Source organism: Stenotrophomonas sp. KH_029, assembly GCF_057839765.1.
This window is the reverse complement of record NZ_CM174498.1, coordinates 2,977,642-3,003,057: the sequence shown is the minus strand read 5'-3', so window position 1 is coordinate 3,003,057 and position 25,416 is coordinate 2,977,642. Positions and strand designations below refer to the sequence as shown.

Below are 25,416 nucleotides of genomic sequence, written 5' to 3'. Positions count from 1 at the left end.
GTTTCCGTAAAACACTGACCCCGGAGCTTGCCCGATTCGCCTGCGTACGGCCAGCACCGGGGCCCGGTCAGGTTTGTCGCGTACCGGTATCAGTCAGCTGCGGCGTCGGCCCGCAGCTGGGCGGCGCGTTCAGCCCCCAGGTAGCCGCTGATCGCCCGGCGCATCAGGTACAGCAAGGGAATCAGGGCGATCGCGAAGCCCATCTTGTAGACGTAATTGACGCTGCTGACCGCCAGGAACAGCGAGGTCGGCCACTGCTGCGGGCCCAGCACGAAGGCGATCCAGATCACCACGAAGCTGTCCACCAACTGCGATACCGCGGTCGAACCGGTGGCGCGCAGCCACACATGGCGTTCGCCGGTGGCGCGACGGATGCGGTGGAACACCGAGACATCGATCAGCTGTCCGATCAGGAAGGCCACCAGCGACCCACCGATGGTCCACATGCCTTGGCCGAACACCGCGGCGAACGCAGCCTGGTAATCCGGCACGCCGTGCGCACTCATGGAGGTCACCCACCAGTCGGCCGGCGCCAGCGAAATCGCCGCGAAGGCGAACAGGAAGCCATAGCTGATCAGCCCCACCGCCAGCCATGAGATGAACTTGACGCCGCGACGGCCGAAGAACTCGTTGATGGTGTCGGTCATGATGAACACCACCGGCCACAACAGGGTGCCGGCGGTGAAGCTGAGCGAACCGGTCTGGCCGAACAGGTTCCAGTTGAACGGCGCCACGCCCAGGGTGTCTTCCAGCGCGAAGATCTTGACCCCGATCAGTTCGGCCAGCACCGCATTGGCGCAGAAGAACGCGGCCAATACGATGAACAGCTGGACCGCGCGGTCCTGCAGCGGCCGCGCGCTCATTTCAGCGTTCGCCGGCACGCGTGAATGGCATGCTGTCCGGGGCCACCGCGCCACCGGAGATGATGAAGCTCATGGCCTGGTCGACGGTCCAGTCGGTCGGGGTCAGCAGTTCCACCGGCACGATTTCCAGATAGCCCGAGGTCGGGTTGGGCGTGGTGGGCACGTAGACGGCGGCCAACTCGCGGTTGGTGCCCTGTTCGCGGATCACCCGGGTGACCAGCCCGACCGATTTCATCTCGCGGTGCGGGAAGTCGATCAGTACCACGCGCTGGGTGCTGCCCGGTTCGGTCTGCAGCATGTCCAGCAGTTTCTTGGCGCTTTCGTAGATGGTGCTGGCCAGCGGGATGCGTTTGATCACCGCGCCGAACCAGCGCAGCAGGCGCTGGCCGATTACCCGGCGGCTGAGCACGCCCACGCTGAGGATCACCAGCAAGGTCGCGGCCAGGCCGATCAGGTTCTGCATCCACTCGACCTTGACCCAGCCCAGGTAGTGCGGGAACGAGGCGGCGATCTGCTCCGACAGCGGCACCACCACCGGGCTGGAAATGCCCGACAGCAGCACGAACACGAATTTGACCACCACCCAGGTCAGCCAGATCGGCAACAGGGTCAGCAGGCCGGTCAGGAACAGGCGCTGCAGGGAGGGGCGCGGAACGAGTTGGGGGGCTTGGGGCGACATCGGCGCATTGTAGCGGGGCCGCCGCCCGGTTTAGCGCACCGCCGGCCGCCGCGGGTGCGGCGTTGGGGGGCGGTTGTGGTGCAGGCCCGTGCAGGGTCGGGCAAGGAGCTGCAGGCGGTGTTTGTCGATGCGGGACCGGCGGCAGGTCGGCGGCAGATCAGGCGGCGGGTCGGCGCGCGTCAGGCTTGAGGCGCAGGTAGACCTGCTTGCGCACGCGGGCGACCACCTCGCCCTGTGCATCGACGATGTCGTTGCTGAACCAGTGCAGGTACTTCTCCCCGTTGGCGGTGGCCGCGCGCAACTGCTCCAGCAGCGCATCGTCCAGCTGGAACTCGGCCGATACGGTGCCGCGGCCGGGCTTGAGGAATTCAATCTCGCCGGCGCGGTCCCACACGTAGTAATCGCGGCCCAGGTTCTGCATCACGGTCAGCATCCAGAACGGGTCGGTCATGGCGAACAGGCTGCCGCCGAAATGGGTGCCCACGTAGTTGCGGTTCCAGGGGCGCATGCGCAGTTCCACGCGCACGTGGCGGTAGTCCGGGCTGACCTTGGTGACATGGATGCCGGCGAACAGGAAGGGCGGCCACAGGTTGATGCCGTGGCGGAACAGGCTGGCGTTCATCGGGGGCGCATCGGGCGGGGGAAAGAGGCTCAAGCCTAACATTCGCCGGCGTATGGCGGGGCGTATGGGCCATGGGCGGGGGCACTGCGCGGGCGGTAGGCATCGACCGCTGGTCGATGCAGCCGGGCAGAGCCACTGCCTGGGCGGCATTGGCGGCGCATGACCTGGCTTTCAGCACAGCGCTGTAACCAGGCGCTCCCCGAGGCGCACCCTACGCGCCGGCACCGTCGTCGATGACGTAGCCGTTGCGGCCGGCGGCCTTGGCGCGGTACAGCGCCGCGTCGGCACCTTCGAAGAAATGGTGCGGCTCGGTATGCGCGCCGGGCACGCGGGTGAACACTCCGACGGTCAGGGTGATCCGGGTGGTATCGCCGGGGCTGGCGGGAACCTCCATGCCGCGCGCGCAGGCGAGCAGGTCTTCAACCACCAGCGCCGCGCCATCGGCGGCGGTGTCGGGCAGGATCAGCGCGAATTCGTCGCCGCCAAAACGCGCGGCCATGTCGCGTGGGCGGCGTGCGTGCGCACCGATCGCGCTGGCGATCTGGCGCAATACGTTGTCGCCGGCATGGTGGCCGTAGATGTCGTTGTGGTGCTTGAAGTGGTCGACGTCGATCAACACCAGGCTCAGCGGGCGGCCACTGCGGCGGCCGGCGTCGTGTTCCTGCTGCAGCGCCTGTTCGAAGCGCAGCCGGTTGCCCAGCCCGGTCAGCGCATCGCTGTTGGCCTGCCGGCGCCATGCGCTGATCCGGCACAGCACCCAGGCCAGGATCGCCGCCAGCATCGCGGTCAGCGCCGCGGCCGGGGCGAACCACAGGTTGCCGGCGCGCAGCAGCACGAAACTCAGCAGCAGGGTCAACGGCAGCGCCAGCAGGGCGCTGGCCGCCGCCCGCGGCAGGGTCAGGCCCAGGCAGCACAGCGCCACCAGTACTCCGCTCAGCAGGTCCTGCCAATAGGTCGGCAGCAGGGTGATGACCTTGTCGCCGAGCAGCATCGAGGCCACGTTGGCCTGGTACTCGCTGCCGCTCATCCAGCGCTCGCGGTTGGTCGGGGTCAGCAGCCGCGGCGCGATGCCGCTGGCGGTCATGCCCACCAGCACCAGCCGCCCACGCAGCATCGCCGCATCGACATTGCCGTCGAGCACGTCCACATAGGACACCTGCGGGAAGCGTTCCGGTGGCCCGGCATAGCGCACCCGCACATAGTGGTCGCGCCGCCACTGGTAGGGCGAGGCCTGGTCCGGCTGCGGGTCGCGCAGGCCGGGCATCGGGCCGCGCCGGTCGGCCAGCGCCAGGCCCAGGGCCGGCCAGTGCGGTGAGCCGATCCCGGCGGTGAGGTAGAGCCCGCGCGCCACCCCGTCGGCATCCACTTCGATATCGCTGTGGCCCAGGGTGGCCGCGTTGGCGGTGATCAGCGGGATCGGCAGCAGTTCTTCGGCCATGCGCGGGCCGCTGGCCGGGGCGGCCAGCACCGACAGCACCACGTGCCCGTTGCGCCGGATCGCGGCGGCCAGTTCGGCATCCTGGGCGTTGTCCTGGCGGTCCGGCTCGGACAGCATCAGGTCCAGCACCACCCGGGTGCTGCCGGCGTGGGTGAGGCGGTCGAGCAGGCGCGCGTGGGTGGAGCGCGGCCACGGCCATTGGCCGATCTGCTGCAGGCTGTTGTCGTCGATGGCCACGATCAGCAGGCGCGGATCGGGTGGGTAGTCCCAGCGGCCGACGTAGGCGTCGTAGACCGCCTCGTCCTGCTGCCAGAACCAGTGCCAGTGGCTGGCCGCCGCGGCAAGTGCGCCGAACAGCAGCGCCAGCGCGATCCGTTGCAGCCAGGGCAGCACCAGCGGCTTCACAGCAGCAACCACAGCAGCAGGGCGCCGCCGCCGGCGCCATAGCAGGTGCGGCAGGGCAGTTTGACCTGCTGTGCCGGCGAGAACGGGCCGGCGTAGCCGTCGTCGTCGATGTACTGCACGCGCACATGCAAGGTGCCGTGCCAGGGCCGCTTGAGAGTTACCTCGGGTTGGTCGAGTTCACGGTCCAGCAGCGGCTGGGCGAAATCGCCGCGGCGGTCCAGCTGCACGCGGTAGCGTTGCCCGGCTTGCCCGGCCTGCCAGCGCAGGGTCAGCTGGCCCTTGGCCGCCTGCGGCGGTTGCAGGGCCGGGTCCACCGGCGCATCGCTGAGGGTCAGCGCCACCGGTTGCCCGAAGCGGCCGCGGTGGCCGTTGCCATCGCGCGAGGCCACCCGCCAGAAATAGGCGCCGGGGGCCAGGTCGCGGGCCGGGCGCAGGTGGGTGCCGCGGCTTTCCTGTTCCAGCACCGGTTGCAGGAACTGCGCATCGTGGGCGATCTGCAGCACGGTGGCCTCGGCGCCGCCGACCTGGCTCCATTCAAAGCGCGGGCGCGCGCTGTTGATGGTCTGCTGGTTGACCGGGCGCACCGTCAGCGGGGCCGGCGGCTGGTCGCGGACCAGGAAGTCGCGCTCGGCATCCAGGCCTTCCACGCCCTGCGCGTTGACCGCGCGCACCAGCACCCGCAGTTCGCCCGGTGGCAGGTCGGGCACGGTGAGCGCGGTGGCGTGGGTGTCCTGGGCGAACAGCAGGATTTCCGGCTGGTCGGCGCGCACCACTTCGGCCCGGTAGTGGTCGGCGCCGGCCACCGGCGACCACGCCAGCTGCGCCGGCAGCGGGTCCAGGCGCAGCTGCGTGCGGTCCAGCACGGGCGCCGGCAGCAGGGTTTCCATGGCGCCGGGCGCGGTATCGGGCGAATCGCTGCGGGTGGCGTGGCCCGGGGTGACCAGGCGTTGGCCGCGGCGGTTGCCCACCTGCACCTTGCCTTCGATCACTTCAGTGGCGGCGCTGCGCCCATCGCCGCCGGCGCTGACCCGGAACACGGTGCCGCGCACGCTGCTGGTCGCCGTGGGCGCATCGATGATGTAGCGCGAAGCCGGGCCCTTGGCGGGGGTGACCCGGTTGCTGCTGCGGCCCTGTTCCAGGCGCAGCCGGGTATCGACCATGCCGGTGTGGCCGTAACGGCTGAGCTGGTCCAGGCGCAGCCGCGAGTTCTCGCGCAGCTGCAGCCGCGAGTCGTCGGCGAAGACGATGGTGACGCTGGCATCGGCGCCGGTCACCAGGTGCTGGCCGATCCTGAGCAGGTCGCCCTGGGCCACATCGCGCAGGCCAGGCTGGTCGGTATCGCCGACCTGGACCAGGCCCCGTGTGGCCAGTACCCGGGCCGGTGCGGGTTGTACCTGCAGCCAGGCCACCGGGAAACGCAGCTGGGTACCGGGCGGCAGCCGGTACGGGTCGGCCACGCGGTTATGCGTCTGCAGCTGTTCCCAGGGCACCGAGGGTTTGAGGTAACGCGCGCCCAGGTCCCACAGGGTATCGCCCGGGCGGACCCGGTAGTTCCAGTCCTGGGCAAACGCGGGAAAGACGGACAGCAGCAGCGCCACCAGCATCAGCAGGCGGGTATACGGCGCACAACGGTGCGGCAAACGGGTCGAACTCACGGTCATCAGGGCCCTGCTGGGCGGGGCCTGGCCGTGCGACCACGATGGCCCCGACCACATCCCCCCGAATGGATCGCGGCGTCCAGTGCGCCACGCCGGCATTATCGCCCGGGAGCCGTGCAAGGTTTCTGAACGTGATCTTGATCACGCCCGGAAACCGCAGGATCCGCTAGGGGTGTGGGACTGAACCTGGCATCCGGCCCCTGCGGCCGCGATGGCGCCTGGCGCTCAGAACAGCAGCGCGGCCATGCGGCGGCGGTAGCGGCCGACCAGGTCCTCGTCGCCGATCACCTTGAAAGCGTCGATCAGCAGCTTGCGCGGCAGCCCGTCGTTGAAGCTGCGGTCGCGGCGCAGCATCTCCAGGAACTGCTCCAGCGCGCCCTCGTCGTGTCCGTCCAGCAGCAGCTGCACGCCACGCAGGTGGCGCGCCTGCAGGTCATCGGCATTGGCGGCGATGCGCGCCTCCAGCGCGGCGGCGGCGGGGGCATCGTGCAGCGCGCTGGCAAAGTCCAGCCGGGCGCGGGCGGCGATGGCGCGGTCATCGGTGGACAGGTTGGCCGGCAGCGCGTCGATCAGGGCGCTGGCCTCGGCGCTGGCGCCGGTCTGCAGCAGGGCCAGGGCCAGCTCGAGCTTGAGCACGTCCTTGTCCGGTTCGGCCACGATCGCCGCGCGCAGTACATCGACCTGGGCCTGCGGGTCCAGCGGTTCGGGATCGGCGGCCTCGGCCGGGACAATGCCGTGCTGGGCCAGGAATTCGCGCAGCTGGCCTTCGGGCAGTGCGCCGGGGAAGCCGTCGACCAGCTGGCCGCCCTTGACCAGGAACACGGTGGGCACCGAGCGGATCTGGAAGGCCGCGGCGATCTGCTGTTCCTGGTCGACGTCGACCTTGGCCAGTTCGAAGGCGCCGTGGTATTCGCCGGCCAGCTTCTCCAGCATCGGGCCCAGGGTCTTGCAGGGCTCGCACCAGGGGGCCCAGAAGTCGACCAGCACCGGGGTCTGCAGTGACTTCTGCAGCACCTGGGCTTCGAAGGTTTCGGTGGTGGCGTCAAAGACGTGGGGCAATTCGCTCATGGTCTGGAATCAACGTTGAAGATGTACGCAGTTTATGGGTCCGCCTGCGCTGCGACGCAAGCCCGTGGCCGCGATCGGTGCAAACCGGTGACAATGCGCGCCTTCCTTACACGCAGGCGCGCCTCATGCCCTTCATGCAACGTATCGACCGCAGCATTGGCGCGGTGGCCGCGGCCCTGTTCGTGGCGGCGGTGGTGGGCTTCGGTGCGGCCCTGCCGGGCTACCACGCGCTGCGCCACCCGGTGGCCCTGCTGGGCGCCACCGGCGTGCCGCATGCGCAGGCCTTCAATTGGCTGGGCCTGATACTGCCGGGGGTGCTGGCCGCAGCGGTGGCGCTGCGCCTGCTGATCCTGATGGACCGCCCGGCACCGGCCGCCGCCGGCAACGGCGCGGGCATCGCGGGCAAGGCGGTGCGGGTGGGCCTGCAGATGCTGATGCTGGCAGGCCTGGGCTTTGCCGCCATGGGGCTGCTGCCGCTGGATGCCACCGACATCGACAGCCCGGCCAGCCAGTTCCACGCCAGTGCATGGATGGTGTGGGTGCTGGCCTTCGTACCCGGTGCGCTGATGGTCGGCGCTGGCGCGCTGCGCCTGCCCGGGGCGCGTGCACTGGCATGGCTGCACCTGGGCTGCGGCGCGGCCATGCTGCTGGCTGCGTTCGTGCTGCAGGCGTGGTTGCCGGCACCGCTGGCGCAGCGGCTGGCGTTCGCCTGCTGGGTGGCATGGTTGCTGGCCGCGTTGCCGCTGGCCCGGCGCTGCCGCTGAGCGCAGGGCCGGGCCGGCATCTCCGCAGGCGCGTCGCTTTCGGCCCGTTGGCGGTCATCGCCGCGCCGCCGCGCGCGGCCGGTACTCCGGCTGGTTTCCGCTCTGGCCGGCAATTCCCTGATAATTCAAGGGGATGAGGTGACGGGTGGGAGGGGGCGCTGGCGTCGATTGGAGCCCCATGCCGCACTGCGGTACGCTGTCCCGCTTTGCCGCCGCACTAGCGTTTCCATGACCAGCGTCGAACCCAACGTTTACGATCCGCAGCAGGTTGAATCGGCCGCCCAGAAGTTCTGGGACGCCACCCGTGCCTTCGAGGTCACCGAGACTTCGGACAAGCCGAAGTTCTACTGCCTTTCGATGCTGCCGTATCCGTCCGGTGCGCTGCACATGGGCCACGTGCGCAACTACACCATCGGCGATGTGATCAGCCGCTACAAGCGGATGACCGGGCACAACGTGCTGCAGCCGATGGGCTGGGACGCGTTCGGCCTGCCGGCCGAGAATGCCGCGATCAAGAACAAGACCGCGCCGGCCAAGTGGACCTACGCCAACATCGAGCACATGCGCAGCCAGTTCAAGGCCATGGGCTATGCGATCGACTGGTCGCGCGAGTTCGCCACCTGCACGCCGGAGTACTACGTACACGAGCAGCGCATGTTCACCCGGCTGATGCGCAAGGGCCTGGCCTACCGCCGCAACGCGGTGGTCAACTGGGACCCGGTCGACCAGACCGTGCTGGCCAACGAACAGGTCATCGACGGCCGCGGCTGGCGCTCGGGCGCACTGGTGGAAAAACGCGAGATCCCGCAGTGGTTCCTGCGCATCACCGATTACGCCCAGGAACTGCTGGACGGCCTGGATGAACTGCCGGGCTGGCCCGATTCGGTCAAGACCATGCAGCGCAACTGGATCGGCCGCTCCGAAGGGCTGGAAATCCAGTTCGACGTGCGCGATGCCGACGGCAGCGCGCTGGACCCGCTGCGGGTGTTCACCACCCGTCCGGACACCGTGATGGGCGTGACCTTCGTGTCGATCGCCGGCGAGCACCCGCTGGCCCAGCACGCGGCCAGGTCCAACCCGGCGCTGGCGGCGCTGCTGGCCGAAATGAAGCAGGGCGGCGTCTCCGAAGCCGAGCTGGAAACCCAGGAAAAGCGCGGCATGGACACCGGCCTGCGCGCCATCCATCCGGTCACCGGCGCCCAGGTGCCGGTGTGGGTGGCCAACTTCGTGCTGATGGGCTACGGCACCGGTGCGGTGATGGCCGTTCCCGGCCACGACCAGCGCGACAATGAATTTGCCAACAAGTACGGCCTGCCGATCCGCCAGGTCATCGCGTTGAAGTCGCTGCGCAAGGAAGAAAGCGCATACGACGCCACCCGCTGGCAGGACTGGTACGGCGACAAGACCCGTGAGACCGAGCTGGTCAATTCCGAAGAATTCGACGGGCTGGATTTCCAGGGCGCCTTCGAGGCGCTGGCCGAGCGCTTCGAGCGCAAGGCCCAGGGCCAGCGCCGCGTGAATTACCGCCTGCGCGACTGGGGCGTGAGCCGCCAGCGCTACTGGGGCTGCCCGATCCCGGTGATCTACTGCCCCAAGTGCGGCGCCCTGCCGGTACCGGAAGAGCAGCTGCCGGTGATCCTGCCGGAGAACGTCAACTTCGTCGGCACCGGTTCGCCGATCAAGGCCGACCCGGAATGGCGCAAGACCACCTGCCCGGACTGCGGCGGCGCGGCCGAGCGCGAGACCGATACCTTCGACACCTTCATGGAGTCCAGCTGGTACTACGCACGCTACACCTCGCCCGGCGCCCGCGACGCGGTGGACAAGCGCGGCAACTACTGGCTGCCGGTGGACCAGTACATCGGTGGCATCGAGCACGCCATCCTGCACCTGATGTACTTCCGTTTCTTCCACAAGCTGCTGCGCGATGCGCGCATGGTGGACAGCAACGAGCCGGCGCAGAACCTGCTCTGCCAGGGCATGGTGATCGCCGAGACCTATTACCGTGCCAATCCGGACGGTTCCAAGGACTGGATCAACCCGGCCGACGTGGATGTGCAGCGCGACGAGCGCGGCCGCATCGTCGGGGCGACCCTGATCGCCGACGGCCAGCCGGTGGTGATCGGCGGCACCGAGAAGATGTCCAAGTCCAAGAACAACGGTGTGGATCCGCAGGCGATGGTGGGCAAGTACGGTGCCGACACCGTGCGCCTGTTCTCGATGTTCGCCGCGCCGCCGGAGCAGTCGCTGGAGTGGAACGAGGCCGGCGTGGACGGCATGGCGCGTTTCCTGCGCCGGTTGTGGACCCAGGTGGAAAGGCACGCCGCCGACGGTGCCGTGGTGGCACTGGACGTGGCCGCGCTGGACACCGCGCAGAAGGCGCTGCGCCGCAAGACCCATGAAACCATCGGCAAGGTCGGCGACGACTATGGCCGCCGCCACAGTTTCAATACCGCCATTGCCGCGGTGATGGAGTTGATGAACGCGCTGGCCAAATTCGACGATGCCAGCGCGCAGGGCCGCGCGGTGCGCCAGGAAGCCCTGCAGGCCACCGTGCTGCTGCTCAACCCGATCACCCCGCATGCCAGCCATGCGCTGTGGCAGCTGCTGGGCAACGCCGAGACGCTGCTGGAAGACCAGCCGTTCCCGCAGGTGGACCCGGCCGCGCTGGTGCGCGATGCGGTGACCCTGGCGGTACAGGTCAACGGCAAGCTGCGCGGCACCATCGAGGTGGCCGCCGATGCGGCGCGCGACCGGATCGAGGCGCTGGGCCTGGCCGAGCCGAACGCGGCCAAGTTCCTGGAAGGCCTGACCGTGCGCAAGATCATCATCGTGCCCGGCAAGATCGTGAACATCGTGGCCGCCTGACGGCGGCCACCGGCCGCGCGGCCGGTCTCAAGTCTCGTTCACGCGGCATCGGGCATCTTCTATGCCTGTTGCCGCGCCCGCCCGGCTCCCCCAGACTGTGCCCATGACCCGATTCCTGCTTGCCCTCGTCCTGACCGCGACCCTTGCCGGGTGTGGCTTCCATCTGCGCAACAAGCTGATGCTGCCGGCCGACACCGCTGCGGTGAAGGTGGTCTCCACCGCGCCGTACAGTGAACTGGCCAAGCTGCTGCGCCGGGGCCTGCAGTCCTCCGGGGCGCAGATCGCCGAGGCCGACAGCAGCGCGCCGGCCGCGCAGCTGCAGGTGCTGTCCGAACGCTGGGGCGATCTGCCGATCGCCATCGATGCGCAGGGCCGCGCGCAGGAATACAGCCTGCGTTATGCGGTGATCTTCATCTTCCGCCGCGAAGACGGCAGCGAACTGGTGCCCCAGCAGGTGATCGAACTGTCGCGCGATTACGTGTCCCCGCCCACCGACGCCACCGGCACCACCACCGAACGCGAAATCCTCGCCGACGAACTGCGCCGGGAAATGTCCGCCTCGATCATGCGCCGCATCGACAGCGTGGTGCGTGCGGAAATGGAGCATGGGCGGATTCCGGCCAAGGCCGGCAGCGCCGTGCCGGCGACGCCGGAGGTACCGGCGGTGACGCCGGCCGAGCCGCCGGCGACCAAGCCGCAGGGGCACTGACCGCTCCGTCCGCGGACCGGCGCGCCAGGATGGAACTGCGACCCGAACAACTTGCCAGCCAGCCGGCCAGCCAGGCTCTGGTCCCGGTGTACCTGATTGCCGGCCCGGAAACCCTGCGCGTGCTGGAAGCCGCCGATGCGGTGCGTGCCCGTGCCCGTGCCGACGGCATCGACGAGCGCGAAGTGTTCGATGCCGACGGCCGCGATTTCGACTGGAACCAGGTCCAGGCCAGTTTCAACGCGCCCAGCCTGTTCAGCCCGCGCCGGCTGATGGAACTACGCCTGCCCAGCGGCAAGCCGGGCAAGGACGGCGCCGAGGTGATCAGCCAGTTCTGCGCCGACCCCGCGCCGGATGTGATCCTGCTGATCACCTGCAACGAATGGAGCAAGGCCCACCAGGGCAAGTGGGCCGAGGCGGTCAACCGGGTCGGCGTGCTGTCGGTGGCCTGGGCGATCAAGCCGCACGAACTGCCGGACTGGATCGAGCGCCGCCTGCGCACGCAGGGCCTGCGCGCCGACCCGGCCGCGGTGCAGCGGCTGGCCGAGCGGGTGGAAGGCAACCTGCTGGCCGCCGCACAGGAAATCGACAAACTGGCGCTGCTGGCCAGCGGCCAGACCCTGGATGTGGACACCATGGAATCGCTGGTGGCCGATGCTGCCCGCTATGACGTGTTCCGGCTGCTGGAGGCCACCTTCTCCGGGCAGCCGGTGGCGGTGCTGCGCATGCTGGCCGGCCTGCGCGGCGAGGGCGAGGCGGTGGCGGCGTTGATGCCGATGGTGATCCGCGAGCTGCTGTCCACCGCCGCGCTGGCGCGGGTCCAGGCGCGTGGTGGCAATCTCGGCGCGGAGATGAAGAGCCGCGGCATCTGGGAATCGCGCCAGGCGCCGTTCAAGCGCGCCCTGCAGCGCCATCCCGAACCCAAGCGGTGGGAGCGTTTCGTGGCCGAAGCCGGCCTGGTCGACCGCATGGCCAAGGGCCGTGCCGATGGCGACCCCTGGCTGGGCCTGGAGCGGCTGCTGGTGGCGGTGGCCGAAGCGCGTGCGGTGCGGCTGCTGGCCCGCGCCTGAGCCGCATGGGCCTGCGCATCCATTACGGCGGCACCTTCGACCCGGTGCATTGCGGCCATCTGGCGATCGCGCGCGCCGCGCGCGACCACTTGCAGGTGGCCGTGCGGCTGCTGCCCGCCGCCGATCCGCCGCACCGCCCGGCGCCCGGCGCCAACGCCGAACAACGCGCGCGGATGCTGGCCCTGGCCATCGGCGAGGAGCCCGGCCTGTTGCTGGACCGCCGTGAACTGGAGCGCGCCCGGCGCCTGCCCGGGGTGCCGTCCTACAGCGTGGATACCCTGCGCGAACTGCGCGCCGAACTGGGCCCGCACCAGCCATTGGCGTGGCTGGTAGGGGCCGACAGCCTGCTCGGCCTGCCCGGCTGGCATGAATGGGAGGCCTTGTTCGGGCTGGCCCATTTCATCGTCGCCGCCCGCCCGGGCAGCTCGCTGGAACAGGACCTTCCGCCGGAACTGGCCGCCGCCCTGCAGGGCCGCTGGGCCAGCCACGAGCGCGAACTGCTGGGCGCCCCGGCCGGCCGCCTGCTGCGCCTGCAGGCCCCGCTGCGTGGCGAATCGGCCAGCCAGGTACGCCAGCAGATCGCCATCGGCGGCCCGTGGCGGGCCCTGCTGCCCGAACCGGTGGCCGACTACATCGCCGACCACGGCCTGTACGGCGCGGCCGGCCCGTGAATACGCGCAGGCCCCCGGGCCCGTATAATCAGCCCCACATTTATCGAGTTCATCCGCTTTGAGCAACCAAGCCCAGCCCCAGACCATCAAGGTCCAAATGCCGAACCCGGCGCCCTCCGTCACGCAGCTGCTGGAGTGCGTGCGCAAGGCCACCGAAGAACTGAAGGCCAAGGATCTCGTCGAGATCGACGTGATCGGCAAGTCCAGCGTCGCCGATTACATGGTGATCGCCTCGGGTACCTCCAGCCGCCATGTGAAGTCGATCGCCGATGAAGTGGTCAAGTTCGCCAAGCAGCTGGGCGTGATGCCGCTGGGCGTGGAAGGCGAGCGCGAAGCCGAATGGGTGCTGGTCGATCTGGGCGACGTGGTGGTGCACGTGATGCTGCCGCGCGTGCGCGAGTTCTACGCGCTGGAGCGCCTGTGGACCGTTGGCGACCAGCCGCCGAGCCTGCTCGACGATGCCGATGACGAGTACCACGACGCCCGCTGACCGGCGGCGTTGGAGGTCACGATGACGGCGCCGATGGCGCCGTTGTCATTTCAACGGCATCGTGCCCGATGCCGGGAGAGTGCAGATGAAGGCCAGGTTGATCGCCACCGGCGAGCGCGCCCCGTCGTGGGTGGCGCAGGGGTTTGCCGAGTACCAGAAGCGGCTGTCGCATTGGCTGCCGTTCGAGCTGGTGGAAATCGAGCCGGGCCTGCGTGGCAAGGGCCGCGATGCGCGCCGCGCCACCGAGGACGAAGGCCGCCGGGTGATTGCCGCCTTGCCGAAGAACGCCTACGTGGTGGCGCTGGATGTGCCCGGCCGCCAGCTCAGTTCGGAACAGTTGGCGCAGCGGCTGGAACATTGGCGCGGGCAGGGCAGGGACCTGGCCTTCCTGATCGGCGGCCCGGAAGGGCATTCGCCGGAAGTGTCGGCCCTGGCCGATGAAAAATGGTCGATCGGTCCGTTGACACTGCCGCACATGCTGGTGCGGCTGGTGGTGGCCGAGCAGTTGTACCGCGCCGCGGCGATGCTGGCCAACCATCCGTATCATCGGGCCTGACCGCGCGGCCGAAGGAATCTTCGCCAAACGGGTTACATCCTGCGAAAAACGGGCTACAATGCGCACCCCGCCCGAATAGCTCAGCCGGTTAGAGCACTTGACTGTTAATCAGGGGGTCGTTGGTTCGAGTCCAACTTCGGGCGCCAAGTTTTGGAAGCCTCGCAGCGATGCGAGGCTTTTTTTTTGTCTGTTCGCCGGTGTCCGGCGGCTTCCGCTGCATCGGCTCATAGCGCCGAGCTCTGCCCGGCTGCTGTTGCCGTTGCTTCGGTAGTGCCGGCCGCTGGCCGGATCCTCATAATTCCTGGTTCAAGGGCAGCGTCTTGCGTCTTCCGCGCGGGAGGAGGATGGGCAGCCCCATGCGGGACTGTCGAAAACATGGATGTTTTCGCCAAGCCCCCATGGGTAAGGACGCATTGCTTGCGAGGCATGCCTCGCATGCGTCCGAACGCCCAGCCGCTAGCGGCTGGGCCGGACCGCAGAGCGGGGTTTACGGCGTGTCCCGCATGGGGCTGCCCATCCTCCTCTGGATGGATTGCGATGTGCGGTAGGTAAAGCAGGTGGCGCCTGTGGCCGGTAGGGCCGACCCGTGGTCGGATGTTCACCGTTTCGTCGGCGCGTTGTCCGAGCGTGGCTCGGACCTACCGCTACGGCGCGCAGCGCGCACAAACAAAAAGCCCGGGTAATGCCCGGGCTTTTCGTTCCCCAGATGCAGTCAGGTCAGTTGAAGGTGTACTTCGCACCGACGGTGAAGTAACGGCCGATCGCGCCGCTGAAGTGCAGCGGGTTGTAGTTCACGCCACCGTAGGTGGTCGGATCCAGCGGAGCGATGCGGTCGAACGCGTTCTGCACCGAGGCGTTCAGCTCGAAGGCTTCGGTCACGTTCCAGCGGCCGGACAGGTCGAAGGTGGTGAACGAAGAGATCTTGGTGACGTCGGTACCGTCGGCGTAGGCGAACTGGTACTCGCCATCCGGGCCGCGGAAGTCCTTGTTCTCCATCTTGGAGATGTAGTTGGCCACGCCGCTGATGCTCCAGTTGCCCTGCTTCCAGGTCGTGCCGAAGTTGATGCGGTCCTTCGGGGTGCCGATGCAGTTGGTGACATCGCAGTTGCCGTGGGTACCGGCGTAGTCGCGGGTCACATCCGCGTCGGTGCGCTCGAACTTGAGCACATGGCTCCACTGCAGGTCCATCTGCAGCTGGCCCGGGCCGATGTCGAAGGTCTGGCGGATATCGGTATCGATACCGCGGACCCGGGTCGAGGCCGCGTTGATGTACTGCGTGTTCACCGCCAGCAGGCTGCCGGTGCCGGGCACGCCGTTGAGCAGGTTGGAGTCGCGCAGCACGTTGCCTGCGGCGATCGCCTCGCCAGTGTCGCCCTGGGCGATTTCATTGGTGCGTTTGATCTGCCAGGCGTCCACGGTCAGCGAGGTGGTGGAGGTCGGCTGCAGCACCACGCCGAACGAGTAGCTCTTGGATTCCTCCGGCTTCAGGTCCTTGTTGGGGCGGGTGATGATGGCCACCGGCAGCGCGCCGCAGTCGTCACCGGTAGCGCCCGGGGCCGGATTGCCGCCGGGGCAGCGGACCGGATCGGCGGCGTTGGAGAACGCCGCCAGGCCGCCGTCGCCGTTCTCGGCCGGGTTCGGCGCACGGAAGCCTTCGGCATAGCTGGCGCGCACCGCCACCCAGTCGGCCGGGCTCCACTTCACGCCCAGCTTCGGGGTGGCCTTGCCTTCACCGCTCTCGTACTTGTCGTAACGCACCGCCGCGCTCAGTTCCAGCTGTTCCAGCACCGGCGCGGACAGTTCGGCGTAACCGGCGTACACGTTCTGGGTGCCGTCATAGGCCGAGTAGCCCAGGCCGATGATGTCGCCCTGGTCGGTATAGGTCTGCGGGGTCAGGCTGTTGCTGGTCTTGCGCCATTCGGTACCCAGCGCCAGGCCCAGCGGGCCGCCCTTGAGGTCCATCAGGCTGCGCGACACGGTGAAGTCGAACATGTCCAGGCTGGACTTGGCCCGTGCGCTGATGGTCGGGGAGATGTAGTCGTACAGCGCCTGCGAATTCAGCCCGGCGTTGTCGCCGATGCGCCAGGTGCCGCCCGGGCAGGTCGGATTGCCCAGTGCGCACAGCACGGAGCTGTAGCGCAGGAAGCCGGTGCGCTTGTTGACCAGGTCGGTACCCGAATGCAGGTAGGCGGTGTCGTAGCTCCAGTCGCCCCAGTTGCCCTTGACGCCCACCAGGAAGCGGTTGAACTCGTTGGTGTTGTTGGTCACCCGCGGACCCACGTCCCACGCGCTGTAGCGCAGGCGCGAGGCGCCTGGCAGTGGATTGTCCGGATGACCGGCATACAGGCGCGTTGCCCCATCGCCGCTGTTGGCAGTGCGCGGACCCTCGGGGAAGCCCCAGCTGCCGGAGACGCTGGAGGGTGTATTGCTGAAGGTGGTTTCCTTCTTGGAGTAGCCGATCTCGGTGTAGACCTCGCCGCCTTCGCCGAAGGCGAAGCTGGCGCGGCCGAACACGTTGACGTACTTCTCTTCCGGGGTCAGGTCGCGGTACAGCTGGTTGGGATCCCACAGGCAGCCCTGCGCCTGCGCGGTCGCCTCGGTCTGGCCGGGAATGGTGGTCAGGCCGGCGCAGCCGGGCAGCGCGACCAGTTGTGCGGTGGACAGATCGCTGTCGTACACCGCGCCGTTCGGGCCCACGCCGCCACGGGTGCGGCCGGACAGGAACGCGCCACCGAGGAACTGCGCATTGTTGCCATAGCCCCACGGGCGGATGTCGCCGGTGCCGATCCACTTGCGGTTCTTGCGGTCGCTGATCTTGATCGCGTCGGTCTTGCCCACGTCCAGGCTGAAGAACGCATTCCAGCCATCGGTGTTGAGATCGCCGGTGCCGGCGGTCAGCGTGGCCTTCTTGGCATTGCCGTCGCCATCGCCGGAGGTGCCGTAGGAGCCGCGCAGGATGGCGCCCTGGAAGTCGCTGCGCAGGATGATGTTGACCACCCCGGCGATCGCGTCCGAGCCGTAGATGGCCGAGGCGCCGTCCTTGAGGACGTCGATGCGCTCGACCGCATCCAGCGGAATGGTGCTCAGGTCGGTGAAGACCTTCTGGCCGTCATCGGCCAGGCCATAGGTGGCCATGCGGCGGCCGTTCAACAGCACCAGCGTGGAGCCGGCGCCCAGGCCGCGCAGCGAGATGCCGGCGCCGCCGCCGGCAAAGCCGTTGCCGAAGGTCTTGGGGATCGAGCCGGAGCCGTCGGCGGTCAGGGTCTGCAGGTATTCGGCGACCGTGCTCTTGCCGGTGCGGTCGATTTCCTGGCGGGTGATCACCTGGACCGGGGACGGGGTCTCGGTATTGGTGCGGGGGATGTTGGAGCCGGTGACCGTGATGCGGTCAAGGTTGGTCGCTTGTTCCTGGGCCAGTGCCGTCGAGGAGGCCAGCGTGCCGGCCAGCAGCAGGGTGCCGCCGGCAAGGACGGTGGAAATGGAATGGGCAAGGGTACTGCGGCTGCTGTTGAGCCGTTGGATCGGGTGTTTCACAGCTTCTCTCCTGACTGGGAAAACCAACGATGACGATGGATCGGCACCAAAAACGAGTGACGACCGCGACAATCTAGGTTTCCGGCAGGTGACGAAGTCGTGAAAAATTGCTTAATTCGTAACGTTGTGTATCGCGCCCGGCGGCACGGGGCCAGGATCGGCGGCCCCGTGCCGGATGCGTCATGGCTCCGCTCAGTCCGGCAGCGAGAAGCTTACCGGCACCAGCCCGTCGGCGGCCACGGTCTGCCCGTCGACCTGGGCCGGCACGAACCGCCAGTGGCGCAGCACCTGCTGGCGGGCGGCGTTGTCCAGCGCGCGCGAGCCGCTGCTGCGTTCGATCACCACGCTGGAAGCCTTGCCATCGGGTTCCACCCGCACCCGCAGCAATACGGTGCCCTGCTGATGGTCGCGCAGGGCGGCGATCGGGTAGGCCGGCGGCGGGGCGCTGCGGTATTGCAGCTGCGCGCCGGCACCGCCCGGCGCCGGCCCCGGGCTGGGCGGGGTGAGGGTCGGGGCCAGGGTTTCGCCCGCCGGCTGCGGCGGCACCGCGAAGGCCTGCTCGGCACTGGCCGTGGGCGGTGGCAGCGGGGCGGCCTGCGGCTTGGGCACGGTGGTCGACGGCTGCACCAGCTTGGGCGTCTCCTCCTTGATTTCCGGCGGCGCCGCCGGGTTTGCCGGGGGCGGTACCAGCATCCGCACCTGGGTGCGTTCGCGCGGCAGCGGTGCGGCCACGTAGGCGGCCGGGATCAGCAGCAGCATCAGGGCCAGGACGTGCAGGGCCAGCGCGGTGCTCATGCCGAGCACGCGTGAGGCGTCGATGTGCAGCGGGACTACGGGGGGATGGGTACGGACCATGCTCCACTCTCCTTGCCAGATGTGCGGGAACATCAAACGTGCAGGCGCGGCCGGTGGGGTTGCGGTGGGCACAACACGGGGCCGCGCAATGACAGCAATACCCGAGCCGGGCACGGGCCGGAAGTCAGGGCGGCGGTAGGTGTTTGGCTGGCGCTCAGGAAAGAGGCGCGCACAGCATGACGGCGCCCGTAGGCGCCGTCATCGCAACACGGCAGGCGCGGACCGTCGGTCCGCCCCGCCGTTGAGGCATCGGCCGTTACCGGCCCAGGTCGAACACCACGTCCAGGTTGACCGAGACCGTCGACTCGCCCGGCGACACCGGGGTGGCCGCGTCGGCGGCCATGCCGGCCGACTTGGCCATCATCATCACCGGACGGAAGTTGCCGCCGCCGCTCTCGGAAATGCTGACGATGCGGCGCACGCGCAGGCCCAGCGACTTGGCGTAGGTCTCGGCGCGGGCCTGGGCCTTCTTCAGCGCGGCCAGGCGGGCCTCGTCATAGACCGGCTCGGGCTGGTCGATCTCGAACTGCGGGCCGTTGATCTGGTTGGCGCCCTGCGCGGCCAGCACGTCCAGCACCTTGCCCAGCTTGGCGATGTCGCGCACCTTCAGGTTGACCGTGTTGCTGGCCTGGTAGCCGGTGATCTTCGGCGCCTCGTTGTCGGCGTAGCGGTACTGCGGGCTGAGGTTGACCCCGCTGGTCTGCACGTCGCGGTCGGCGATGCCGGCGGCCTTCACTGCGGCCAGCACCTTGACCATCTGTTCGGCGTTCTGGCGCATGGCGGTGTTGCCATCGACGGCCTGGGTGACCACGCCGGCCGACAGCGTGGCCACGTCGGGCACGCGCTTGGCTTCGGCGTTGGCCGAAATGTTGAGCAGGGTGCTGTCGGCGGCGACGGCGACGGCAGGCTGGGTCTGGGCGTGGGCGGTCATCGAGGTTCCCAGGGCAAGGGACAGGGCGAGCAGCAACGGGGACAGGGACAGGCGGCGCATGTGGATCTCCTTGTGAAGGCGTGAGGGTGGTGTCGGGGCGATGAACGTGTCGTGAGCTTTTCCGGGGTTGATGACGATTCGGAGCGGTTGCTTTCGATTCAGACAGGGCACGCAGGTTATGCTTCGACGATGCTTTATCTTGCCTCCCGCTCCCCCCGACGAACCCAACTGCTGGCGCGCCTGGACCGACCGTTCCGCGCGTTGGACCTTGAGGTGCCCGAAGTCCGTGCCGCCGACGAGCCGGCCCGCCATTATGTGCAGCGGGTGGCCGCCGACAAGGCGCGCGCCGGGCTGGCCCTGCTGGCCGACGCGGCCGATGCGGTGGTGCTCGGCGCCGACACCGAGGTGGTGCTGGAGGGCCGGGTGTTCGGCAAGCCGGTCGACGCCGCCGATGCCTGCGCGATGCTGCAGGCGTTGTCCGGGCGCACCCACCAGGTGATGACCGCCGTGGCGCTGGCCGCCCACGGCCGCCAGGACAGCGTGCTGGTGGTGTCGGAGGTGAGCTTCATCGACATCGGCCAGGACGCCATCGCCGCCTATGTGGCCGGCGGCGAACCGATGGGCAAGGCCGGCGCGTACGCGATCCAGGGCGGCGCCGAACGATTCATCCGCCATCTGGCGGGAAGCTATTCGGGTGTGATGGGTTTGCCCCTGCAACAGACCGAGCAGTTGCTGCAGGCGTTTGGCGTTTCGCCCGCTGCTTTCACCACGCCAACGGAGGGCGCCGCCCATGTCTGAAGAAATCCTGGTCAATGTCACCCCGCGCGAAACCCGCGTGGCCGTCATCGAGAACGGCATGCTGCAGGAACTGCACATCGAGCGTGGCTGGCGCCGCGGGGTGGTCGGCAACATCTACAAGGGCAAGGTGCAGCGGGTGATGCCGGGCATGCAGGCGGCCTTCGTCGAGGTCGGGCTGGAGCGCGCCGCGTTCCTGCACGCCAACGATGTGATCCGCCCGGCCCCGGTGGCCAGCGCCGATACCGAAGGCACCACCCTGCCGCCGCCGTCGTCGGTGCCGATCGTGGAACTGCTGCGCGACGGCCAGGACATCGTAGTGCAGGTGGTCAAGGACCCGATCGGGACCAAGGGCGCGCGCCTGACCACCCAGATCAGCATTCCCTCGCGCTACATGGTGCTGCTGCCGCAGTCCAAGGTGGTCGGGGTGTCGGCGCGGATCGAGGACGAGACCGAGCGCGCCCGGCTGAAGAGCCTGGTCACCGAGCTGTCGGCCCAGCACGGTGGCTACGGCTACATCGTGCGCACCAACGCCGAGGGCCAGCCGGCCGAGGCCATCGCCGAGGATGTGGCCTACCTGTCGCGGGTCTGGAACGTGGTCGAGCGCCGCGGCCGCGACGCCGCCCCGCTGAGCGTGATCTACGAAGACCTGAGCCTGCCGCTGCGTTCGGTGCGCGACCTGATCCGCAAGGACGTGGACAAGGTCAAGGTCGACTCCAAGGAAACCTTCACCCAGCTGCAGGCCTTCGTGGCCAAGTACATGCCGGTGCTGGCCGAAAAGCTCGAGCTGTACAGCGGCGACCGCCCGATCTTCGACATGTTCGGGGTCGAGGACGAGATCGGCCGCGCGCTGGACAAGCAGGTGCCGCTCAAGTCCGGTGGCTACCTGGTGATCGACCAGACCGAGGCGATGACCACCATCGATGTGAACACCGGTTCGTTCCTGGGCCAGCGCAACCTGGAAGAAACCGTGTTCCGCACCAACCTGGAAGCGGCCCAGGCGGTGGCCCGCCAGCTGCGGCTGCGCAACCTGGGCGGGATCATCATCATCGACTTCATCGACATGGATGACGCCGAACACCGCCGCCAGGTGCTGCGCACGCTGGAGAAGGCGCTGGCGCGCGACCATGCCAAGACCACCGTCTACGATTTCTCGCCGCTGGGGCTGGTCGAGATGACCCGCAAGCGCACCGTGGAAAGCCTGGAACGGCAGCTGTCCGAACCCTGCCCGGAATGCAGCGGGCGCGGCTCGATCAAGACCGCCGAAACGGTCACCTACGAAATCTTCCGCGAGATCACCCGTGCGGTGCGCCAGTTCGATGCGGCGCGGCTGCTGGTGATCGCCTCGTCCAAGGTGGTGGCGCGGATCACCGACGAGGAATCGGCGGCGGTGGCCGAACTGGAAGAATTCCTTGGCAAGTCGATCCGCTTCCAGGCCGACGAGCAGTACCTGCAGGAGCAGTTCGATGTCGTGCTGCTCTGACCTTCGCCTGCCTGCGCCCTGGTGCGCGGGCAGGTATGCGTGCCGATGACCACGCCGCTGCGACTGCGACTGCGAAGGATTCGCCGCCATGCCGTCTACGCCATGGCGATCGTGCTGGTGGTGGTGGCGGTGCTGGTGGGCACCGTCAGCCAGCTGCTGCCGTTGGCCGAGCGCCACCCCGACAAGGTGGCGGCCTGGTTGAGCGCGCGTGCCGGCCAGCCGGTACGGTTCGACCATCTCGATACCACCTGGACCCGGCGCGGCCCGCTGCTGGAACTCAAGGGCCTGCGCATCGGGCAGGGGCAGGGCATCGTCATCGGCGAGGCCGAGGTGCTGGTGTCGATGTACGCCGGGTTGTTGCCCGGGCATTCGTTGACCGAGCTGCGCCTGCGTGGGCTGGCGCTGGTGCTGGAACGCGCCGACGACGGCCGCTGGTCGGTGCGTGGGTTGCCGCAGGGCGGCAGCGGCGATCCGCTGGATGCGCTGCGCCGGTTGGGCGAACTGCAGGTGATCGGCGGCCGGCTGAGCGTGGAGGCGCCCTCGCTGGACCTGCACGCGCAGCTGCCGCGCATCGACCTGCGCCTGCGCGTGAACGGTCAGCGCCTGCGCGTGGGCGCGCGCGCCTGGGCCGACCCGGCCGCCGCGCCGCTGACCGCGGTGCTGGATTTCGAACGCGCCCAGGGCAACGGCCAGGCCTGGCTGTCGGCCGACCCGGCCGATTTCCGCGCCTGGTCGCGCCTGCTGCAGTTCGGCGGGGTGGCATTGCAGCAAGGTGGCGGGCAGCTCAACGCCTGGGTCGACCTGCGCGACCACCGGGTGGTGATGGTCACCGCCGATGCCGACCTGGCCGGCCTGCGCCTGCGCGGCGCGCCGCTGGCCGACGGCACCCGGCCGCAGCTTGCATTGGATGCCCTGCAGCTGCGCGCGCGCTGGCGCTGGGTGCGCGGCGGCTGGCGCGCCGACGCGCCGCGGCTGCGCATCGGCCTGGCCGGCAGCGCCCAGGTGCAACGCCTGGACGGGCTGCTGCTGGCCGGCGGCCAGCACTACGCCCTGGCCGGGGACAATATCGATGCCACCGCGCTGCTGCGTGCGCTGGCGCTCAGCGACCGGGTCGAACCGGGCCTGCGCCAGTGGCTGCTGCAGGCCGCTCCGCATGCGCGGATGAGCCAGGTGCGGGTGGCCGGGCAACGCGATGGCGCGCTGTCCATCCAGGGTGAGCTGGACGACATCGGCTTTGCCGCGGTTGGCCATGCGCCTGGCCTGGGCGGGGTGGGCGGGCGTTTCAGCGGGGATGCCGACGGCTTCCAGTTGGACCTGCAGCCCACCCGCACCCTGCAGTTCGATTGGCCCAGCGGTTTCGGCCAGCGCCACGACGTGCGCCTGGCCGGCAGCCTGGTCGGCTGGCGCGACGAGGCCGGTGGCTGGCGGGTGGGGACCCCGGCGCTGCGCGTGCAGGGCACCGACTATGCCGCCGACGTACGTGGCAGCGTGTGGTTCCAGGGCGACGGCAGCCGGCCGTGGATGCAGCTGGCCGCGCGCATCGACGATGTGCCGATGACCGCGGCCAAGCGTTTCTGGGTGCATTCCAAGATGAGCAAGGGCGCCACCGACTGGCTGGATGCCGCGCTGGTGTCCGGCCAGGTGCGTGGTGGCGTCGGCCTGGTTACCGGCGACCTGGACGACTGGCCGTTCGACCGCAACAACGGCCGCTTCGAGGCCACCGGGCATATCAGCAACGGCACCATCGCCTTCCAGCGCGACTGGCCGGCGATGGGCAAGGTCGATGCCGATATCGCCTTCATCGGTCCGGGCTTCGAACTGCATGGCAGTGGCGACCTCGCCGGGGTGGCGGTGAACCACTTCGATGCGGGCATCGCCGATTTCGGCCAGACCCCGCTGTACGTCAAGGCCACCACCAACAGCGAGGCCGGCGCGCTGCTGGCCATGCTCAAGCAGAGCCCATTGCAGGCCACCTATGGCGAGACCCTGGACAACCTCACCGCCAAGGGCCCGGCCAAGGTCGAGTTCGACCTGCTGCAGCCGCTGCAGCATGCCCAGCCCGCCGGCCACCTGCAGGGCAGCATCGCGCTGGACGGGGTGGCGCTGACCGAAAAGCGCTTTGCGCTGGCCTTCGACAACATGCGCGGCCAGGCCCGCTACAGCCGCGACGGATTCGATGCCGACGCCCTGAGCGTGCGCCACCTCGGCCAGGACGGGCTGCTCAGCCTGCGCGCCGGCGGCTATGTGCGCGACCCGCTGCAGGCCTTTGAATCGGAACTGAGCGCGTCGCTGGATGCCGGCACGCTGCTGGACCGCGCGGCGGCGTTGAGCTGGCTCAAGCCGTACATCGCGGGCACCTCGCGCTGGACGATCGGGGTGACCCTGCCCAAGGTGGCGGCCGGGGCCAAGACCACGCCGCCGACCCTGCTGACCCTGCGTTCGGACCTGGTCGGCACCCGGTTGGACCTGCCGGCGCCGCTGGACAAGGCCGCGCCGGTGCCGCTGGCGACCACGGTCAACGCGCAGCTGCCGATGGACAGTGGCCGGGTCGATGTGGCTTTCGGCCAGCGCCTGGCGCTGGCCGCGCGCACCCACAACAACCAGACCGGGGTGCAGGTCACCCTCGGCAGCAGCCGCGTCGACCGCGACCCACCGGCCAGCGGCCTGGTGGTGAACGGCCGTAGCGGTTCGCTGGATGCGCTGGAATGGATCGGCCTGGCCCGGTCTCCCGGTGGCGGTGGCGGCGACCCGGACCCGATGCCGCTGCGCCAGGTCGATGTGCAGGTCGGTCAGCTGTTGCTGGCCGGTGGGGTGTTCGCGCAGACCCGGCTGCAGCTGCGGCCGAACGCCAGCGGGGTGGACGTGCGCCTGGACGGCCCGTCGCTGGCCGGCAGCCTGAGCGTGCCCAATGCCGACGGCGGCACCATCGTCGGCAAGCTCAGCCGCGTGCACTGGCAATCCCTGCCCACCCCGGCCAAGGTGCCGTCCGATGGCGCGCCGATCGTGCTGCCGCCCGATGCCACCCTGCCGGCCCGGGTCCAGGCCAGTGCCAACGACACCAACCCGGCGAAGATTCCGCCGCTGTCGCTGGATATCGACGACCTGCAGTTCGGCAAGGCCGTGCTCGGCCAGGCGGTGCTGCGCACGCGCCCGTTCGGCAACGGCCTGAACGTGGACCAGTTGCAGTTCCGCGCGCCCAGGCAGGCCATTGACATCCAGGGCCGCTGGCTGGGCATGGGCGAGGCGGCGCGCACCCAGGTCACCGTCCAGGTCAAGAGCGAGGACCTGGGCGGGCTGATGCAGAACCTGGACTACGGCGGCCAGCTGCGCGGCGGCCAGGGCCAGTTGAGCCTGGATGCCGGCTGGCAGGGCGGCCCCTCGGACTTCCAGCTGGGTGCGCTGCAGGGCCAGCTGCAGGTGCATGCGCGCAACGGCCAGCTGCTGGAGCTGGAGCCCGGTGCCGGCCGCGTGCTCGGCCTGCTCAGCGTGACCCAGCTGCCGCGGCGGTTGATGTTCGACTTCCGCGACTTCTTCTCCAAGGGGTTTGCCTTCAACCAGGTCGAGGGCACGCTGGCCTTCGCCAACGGCATGGCCACCACCGACAAGGTGCTGATCGAAGGCCCGGCGGCCAACATCAGCATCCGCGGCCAGACCGACCTGCGCCGCCAGCAGTTCGACCAGACCATCGACGTCAATCCGCGCGCCGGCAACCTGCTGACCGTGGTCGGCGCGGTGGCCGGCGGGCCGGTCGGCGCGGCCGTGGGTGCGGCTGCCAATGCGGTGCTGTCCAAGCCGCTGGGCAATATCGGCGCCAAGACCTACCGGGTCACCGGCCCCTGGGCCGAGCCCAAGGTCGAGGTGATCGACCGCGACGATGCGCCCAAACCGGCTGCGGCTGCGCCGCCTCCGGTACGCTGATCCCCATCTCCCTTTCCCGCGCCCGGCTTGCGATAGCAGCCG

Annotated in this window: 19 protein-coding genes and 1 tRNA gene; 11 read left to right on the top strand and 9 right to left on the bottom strand. The window is 69.1% G+C overall.

Annotated features, from left to right (window positions below):
* Positions 1–89: 89 nt before the first annotated feature.
* The 6 genes from AC3ITM_RS13590 to trxA form a co-directional block, all read right to left on the bottom strand.
* Entirely contained in the window at positions 90–863 is a 774-nt protein-coding gene (locus AC3ITM_RS13590) for a queuosine precursor transporter (RefSeq protein ID WP_489265697.1), read from the bottom strand.
* Position 864: 1 nt separating this feature from the next.
* A complete protein-coding gene (locus AC3ITM_RS13585) occupies positions 865–1,542 on the bottom strand; it encodes a DUF502 domain-containing protein (protein ID WP_228884293.1) in 678 nt (225 codons plus the stop codon).
* A gap of 157 nt (positions 1,543–1,699) precedes the next feature.
* On the bottom strand, positions 1,700–2,164 hold the full coding sequence (locus AC3ITM_RS13580; RefSeq protein ID WP_489265695.1) for a DUF4442 domain-containing protein: 465 nt from the start codon (positions 2,162–2,164) through the stop codon (positions 1,700–1,702).
* A 211-nt stretch (positions 2,165–2,375) separates the two neighbouring features.
* Positions 2,376–4,007, bottom strand: coding sequence for a CHASE2 domain-containing protein (locus tag AC3ITM_RS13575; protein ID WP_489265694.1), 1,632 nt, complete (start codon positions 4,005–4,007; stop codon positions 2,376–2,378).
* Complete coding sequence (locus AC3ITM_RS13570) at positions 4,004–5,668, bottom strand: FecR family protein (protein WP_489265693.1); 1,665 nt, start codon at positions 5,666–5,668, stop codon at positions 4,004–4,006. The genes AC3ITM_RS13575 and AC3ITM_RS13570 overlap by 4 nt, the downstream gene beginning before the upstream one ends.
* 222 nt (positions 5,669–5,890) lie before the next feature.
* On the bottom strand, positions 5,891–6,733 hold the full coding sequence (trxA, locus tag AC3ITM_RS13565; RefSeq protein ID WP_489265692.1) for a thioredoxin: 843 nt from the start codon (positions 6,731–6,733) through the stop codon (positions 5,891–5,893).
* 125 nt (positions 6,734–6,858) lie between these two features.
* Here trxA and AC3ITM_RS13560 point away from each other — a divergent pair, with 125 nt between their 5' ends.
* The 8 genes from AC3ITM_RS13560 to AC3ITM_RS13525 all read left to right on the top strand — a co-directional run bounded on the left by AC3ITM_RS13560 (position 6,859) and on the right by AC3ITM_RS13525 (position 14,004).
* Positions 6,859–7,497, top strand: a complete 639-nt coding sequence (locus AC3ITM_RS13560; protein WP_489265691.1) for a DUF998 domain-containing protein — start codon at positions 6,859–6,861, stop codon at positions 7,495–7,497.
* Positions 7,498–7,725: 228 nt separating this feature from the next.
* Positions 7,726–10,365 carry a leucine--tRNA ligase gene (gene leuS / locus AC3ITM_RS13555; protein ID WP_489265689.1) on the top strand — a complete coding sequence of 880 codons (2,640 nt, stop codon included), beginning with the start codon at positions 7,726–7,728 and terminating at the stop codon, positions 10,363–10,365.
* 103 nt (positions 10,366–10,468) lie between these two features.
* Positions 10,469–11,074, top strand: a complete 606-nt coding sequence (locus AC3ITM_RS13550; RefSeq protein WP_489265687.1) for an LPS-assembly lipoprotein LptE — start codon at positions 10,469–10,471, stop codon at positions 11,072–11,074.
* Between the two features lie 29 nt (positions 11,075–11,103).
* The gene (gene holA / locus AC3ITM_RS13545) at positions 11,104–12,141 is read left to right on the top strand and encodes a DNA polymerase III subunit delta (RefSeq protein ID WP_489265686.1); all 1,038 of its coding nucleotides are present in this window, start codon (positions 11,104–11,106) and stop codon (positions 12,139–12,141) included.
* 5 nt (positions 12,142–12,146) lie between these two features.
* Positions 12,147–12,812 (top strand): nicotinate-nucleotide adenylyltransferase, encoded by a 666-nt coding sequence (gene nadD / locus AC3ITM_RS13540; RefSeq protein WP_489265684.1) that lies wholly within the window; start codon positions 12,147–12,149, stop codon positions 12,810–12,812.
* A gap of 97 nt (positions 12,813–12,909) precedes the next feature.
* On the top strand, positions 12,910–13,302 hold the full coding sequence (gene rsfS, locus AC3ITM_RS13535; protein ID WP_489265682.1) for a ribosome silencing factor: 393 nt from the start codon (positions 12,910–12,912) through the stop codon (positions 13,300–13,302).
* An 85-nt stretch (positions 13,303–13,387) separates the two neighbouring features.
* Positions 13,388–13,858, top strand: a complete 471-nt coding sequence (gene rlmH, locus AC3ITM_RS13530) for a 23S rRNA (pseudouridine(1915)-N(3))-methyltransferase RlmH (protein ID WP_228884307.1) — start codon at positions 13,388–13,390, stop codon at positions 13,856–13,858.
* A 69-nt stretch (positions 13,859–13,927) separates the two neighbouring features.
* Positions 13,928–14,004 (top strand) — tRNA-Asn (locus AC3ITM_RS13525).
* 571 nt (positions 14,005–14,575) lie between these two features.
* Here AC3ITM_RS13525 and AC3ITM_RS13520 read toward each other — a convergent pair.
* From AC3ITM_RS13520 to AC3ITM_RS13510, 3 genes are all read right to left on the bottom strand, one after another.
* On the bottom strand, positions 14,576–17,392 hold the full coding sequence (locus tag AC3ITM_RS13520) for a TonB-dependent receptor (protein ID WP_489265681.1): 2,817 nt from the start codon (positions 17,390–17,392) through the stop codon (positions 14,576–14,578).
* 192 nt (positions 17,393–17,584) lie between these two features.
* Positions 17,585–18,247, bottom strand: a complete 663-nt coding sequence (locus AC3ITM_RS13515) for an energy transducer TonB (RefSeq protein WP_489265680.1) — start codon at positions 18,245–18,247, stop codon at positions 17,585–17,587.
* Between the two features lie 256 nt (positions 18,248–18,503).
* The gene (locus tag AC3ITM_RS13510) at positions 18,504–19,238 is read right to left on the bottom strand and encodes an SIMPL domain-containing protein (RefSeq protein ID WP_489265679.1); all 735 of its coding nucleotides are present in this window, start codon (positions 19,236–19,238) and stop codon (positions 18,504–18,506) included.
* Positions 19,239–19,367: 129 nt separating this feature from the next.
* On the opposite strand from AC3ITM_RS13510, the gene AC3ITM_RS13505 reads away from it, so the two are divergent.
* The 3 genes from AC3ITM_RS13505 to AC3ITM_RS13495 are packed head-to-tail and all read left to right on the top strand — an operon-like array spanning position 19,368 to position 25,374.
* The gene (locus AC3ITM_RS13505; protein WP_228884509.1) at positions 19,368–19,976 is read left to right on the top strand and encodes a Maf family nucleotide pyrophosphatase; all 609 of its coding nucleotides are present in this window, start codon (positions 19,368–19,370) and stop codon (positions 19,974–19,976) included.
* Positions 19,969–21,456: a ribonuclease G gene (rng, locus tag AC3ITM_RS13500; RefSeq protein ID WP_228884313.1), complete on the top strand. Its 1,488-nt coding sequence runs from the start codon at positions 19,969–19,971 to the stop codon at positions 21,454–21,456. The genes AC3ITM_RS13505 and rng overlap by 8 nt, the downstream gene beginning before the upstream one ends.
* 45 nt (positions 21,457–21,501) lie before the next feature.
* Positions 21,502–25,374, top strand: a complete 3,873-nt coding sequence (locus AC3ITM_RS13495; protein ID WP_489265677.1) for a YhdP family protein — start codon at positions 21,502–21,504, stop codon at positions 25,372–25,374.
* Positions 25,375–25,416: the final 42 nt, after the last annotated feature.

Bases quoted from the DNA above. Each gene is read 5' to 3' on its own strand.
- AC3ITM_RS13590 (WP_489265697.1), bottom strand. From the start codon at position 863: ATGAGCGCGCGGCCGCTGCAGGACCGCGCGGTCCAGCTGTTCATCGTA.
- AC3ITM_RS13585 (WP_228884293.1), bottom strand. From the start codon at position 1,542: ATGTCGCCCCAAGCCCCCCAACTCGTTCCGCGCCCCTCCCTGCAGCGC.
- AC3ITM_RS13580 (WP_489265695.1), bottom strand. From the start codon at position 2,164: ATGAACGCCAGCCTGTTCCGCCACGGCATCAACCTGTGGCCGCCCTTC.
- AC3ITM_RS13570 (WP_489265693.1), bottom strand. From the start codon at position 5,668: ATGACCGTGAGTTCGACCCGTTTGCCGCACCGTTGTGCGCCGTATACC.
- trxA (WP_489265692.1), bottom strand. From the start codon at position 6,733: ATGAGCGAATTGCCCCACGTCTTTGACGCCACCACCGAAACCTTCGAA.
- AC3ITM_RS13560 (WP_489265691.1), top strand. From the start codon at position 6,859: ATGCCCTTCATGCAACGTATCGACCGCAGCATTGGCGCGGTGGCCGCG.
- leuS (WP_489265689.1), top strand. From the start codon at position 7,726: ATGACCAGCGTCGAACCCAACGTTTACGATCCGCAGCAGGTTGAATCG.
- AC3ITM_RS13550 (WP_489265687.1), top strand. From the start codon at position 10,469: ATGACCCGATTCCTGCTTGCCCTCGTCCTGACCGCGACCCTTGCCGGG.
- holA (WP_489265686.1), top strand. From the start codon at position 11,104: ATGGAACTGCGACCCGAACAACTTGCCAGCCAGCCGGCCAGCCAGGCT.
- nadD (WP_489265684.1), top strand. From the start codon at position 12,147: ATGGGCCTGCGCATCCATTACGGCGGCACCTTCGACCCGGTGCATTGC.
- rsfS (WP_489265682.1), top strand. From the start codon at position 12,910: ATGCCGAACCCGGCGCCCTCCGTCACGCAGCTGCTGGAGTGCGTGCGC.
- rlmH (WP_228884307.1), top strand. From the start codon at position 13,388: ATGAAGGCCAGGTTGATCGCCACCGGCGAGCGCGCCCCGTCGTGGGTG.
- AC3ITM_RS13515 (WP_489265680.1), bottom strand. From the start codon at position 18,247: ATGGTCCGTACCCATCCCCCCGTAGTCCCGCTGCACATCGACGCCTCA.
- AC3ITM_RS13510 (WP_489265679.1), bottom strand. From the start codon at position 19,238: ATGCGCCGCCTGTCCCTGTCCCCGTTGCTGCTCGCCCTGTCCCTTGCC.
- AC3ITM_RS13505 (WP_228884509.1), top strand. From the start codon at position 19,368: ATGCTTTATCTTGCCTCCCGCTCCCCCCGACGAACCCAACTGCTGGCG.
- rng (WP_228884313.1), top strand. From the start codon at position 19,969: ATGTCTGAAGAAATCCTGGTCAATGTCACCCCGCGCGAAACCCGCGTG.
- AC3ITM_RS13495 (WP_489265677.1), top strand. From the start codon at position 21,502: ATGACCACGCCGCTGCGACTGCGACTGCGAAGGATTCGCCGCCATGCC.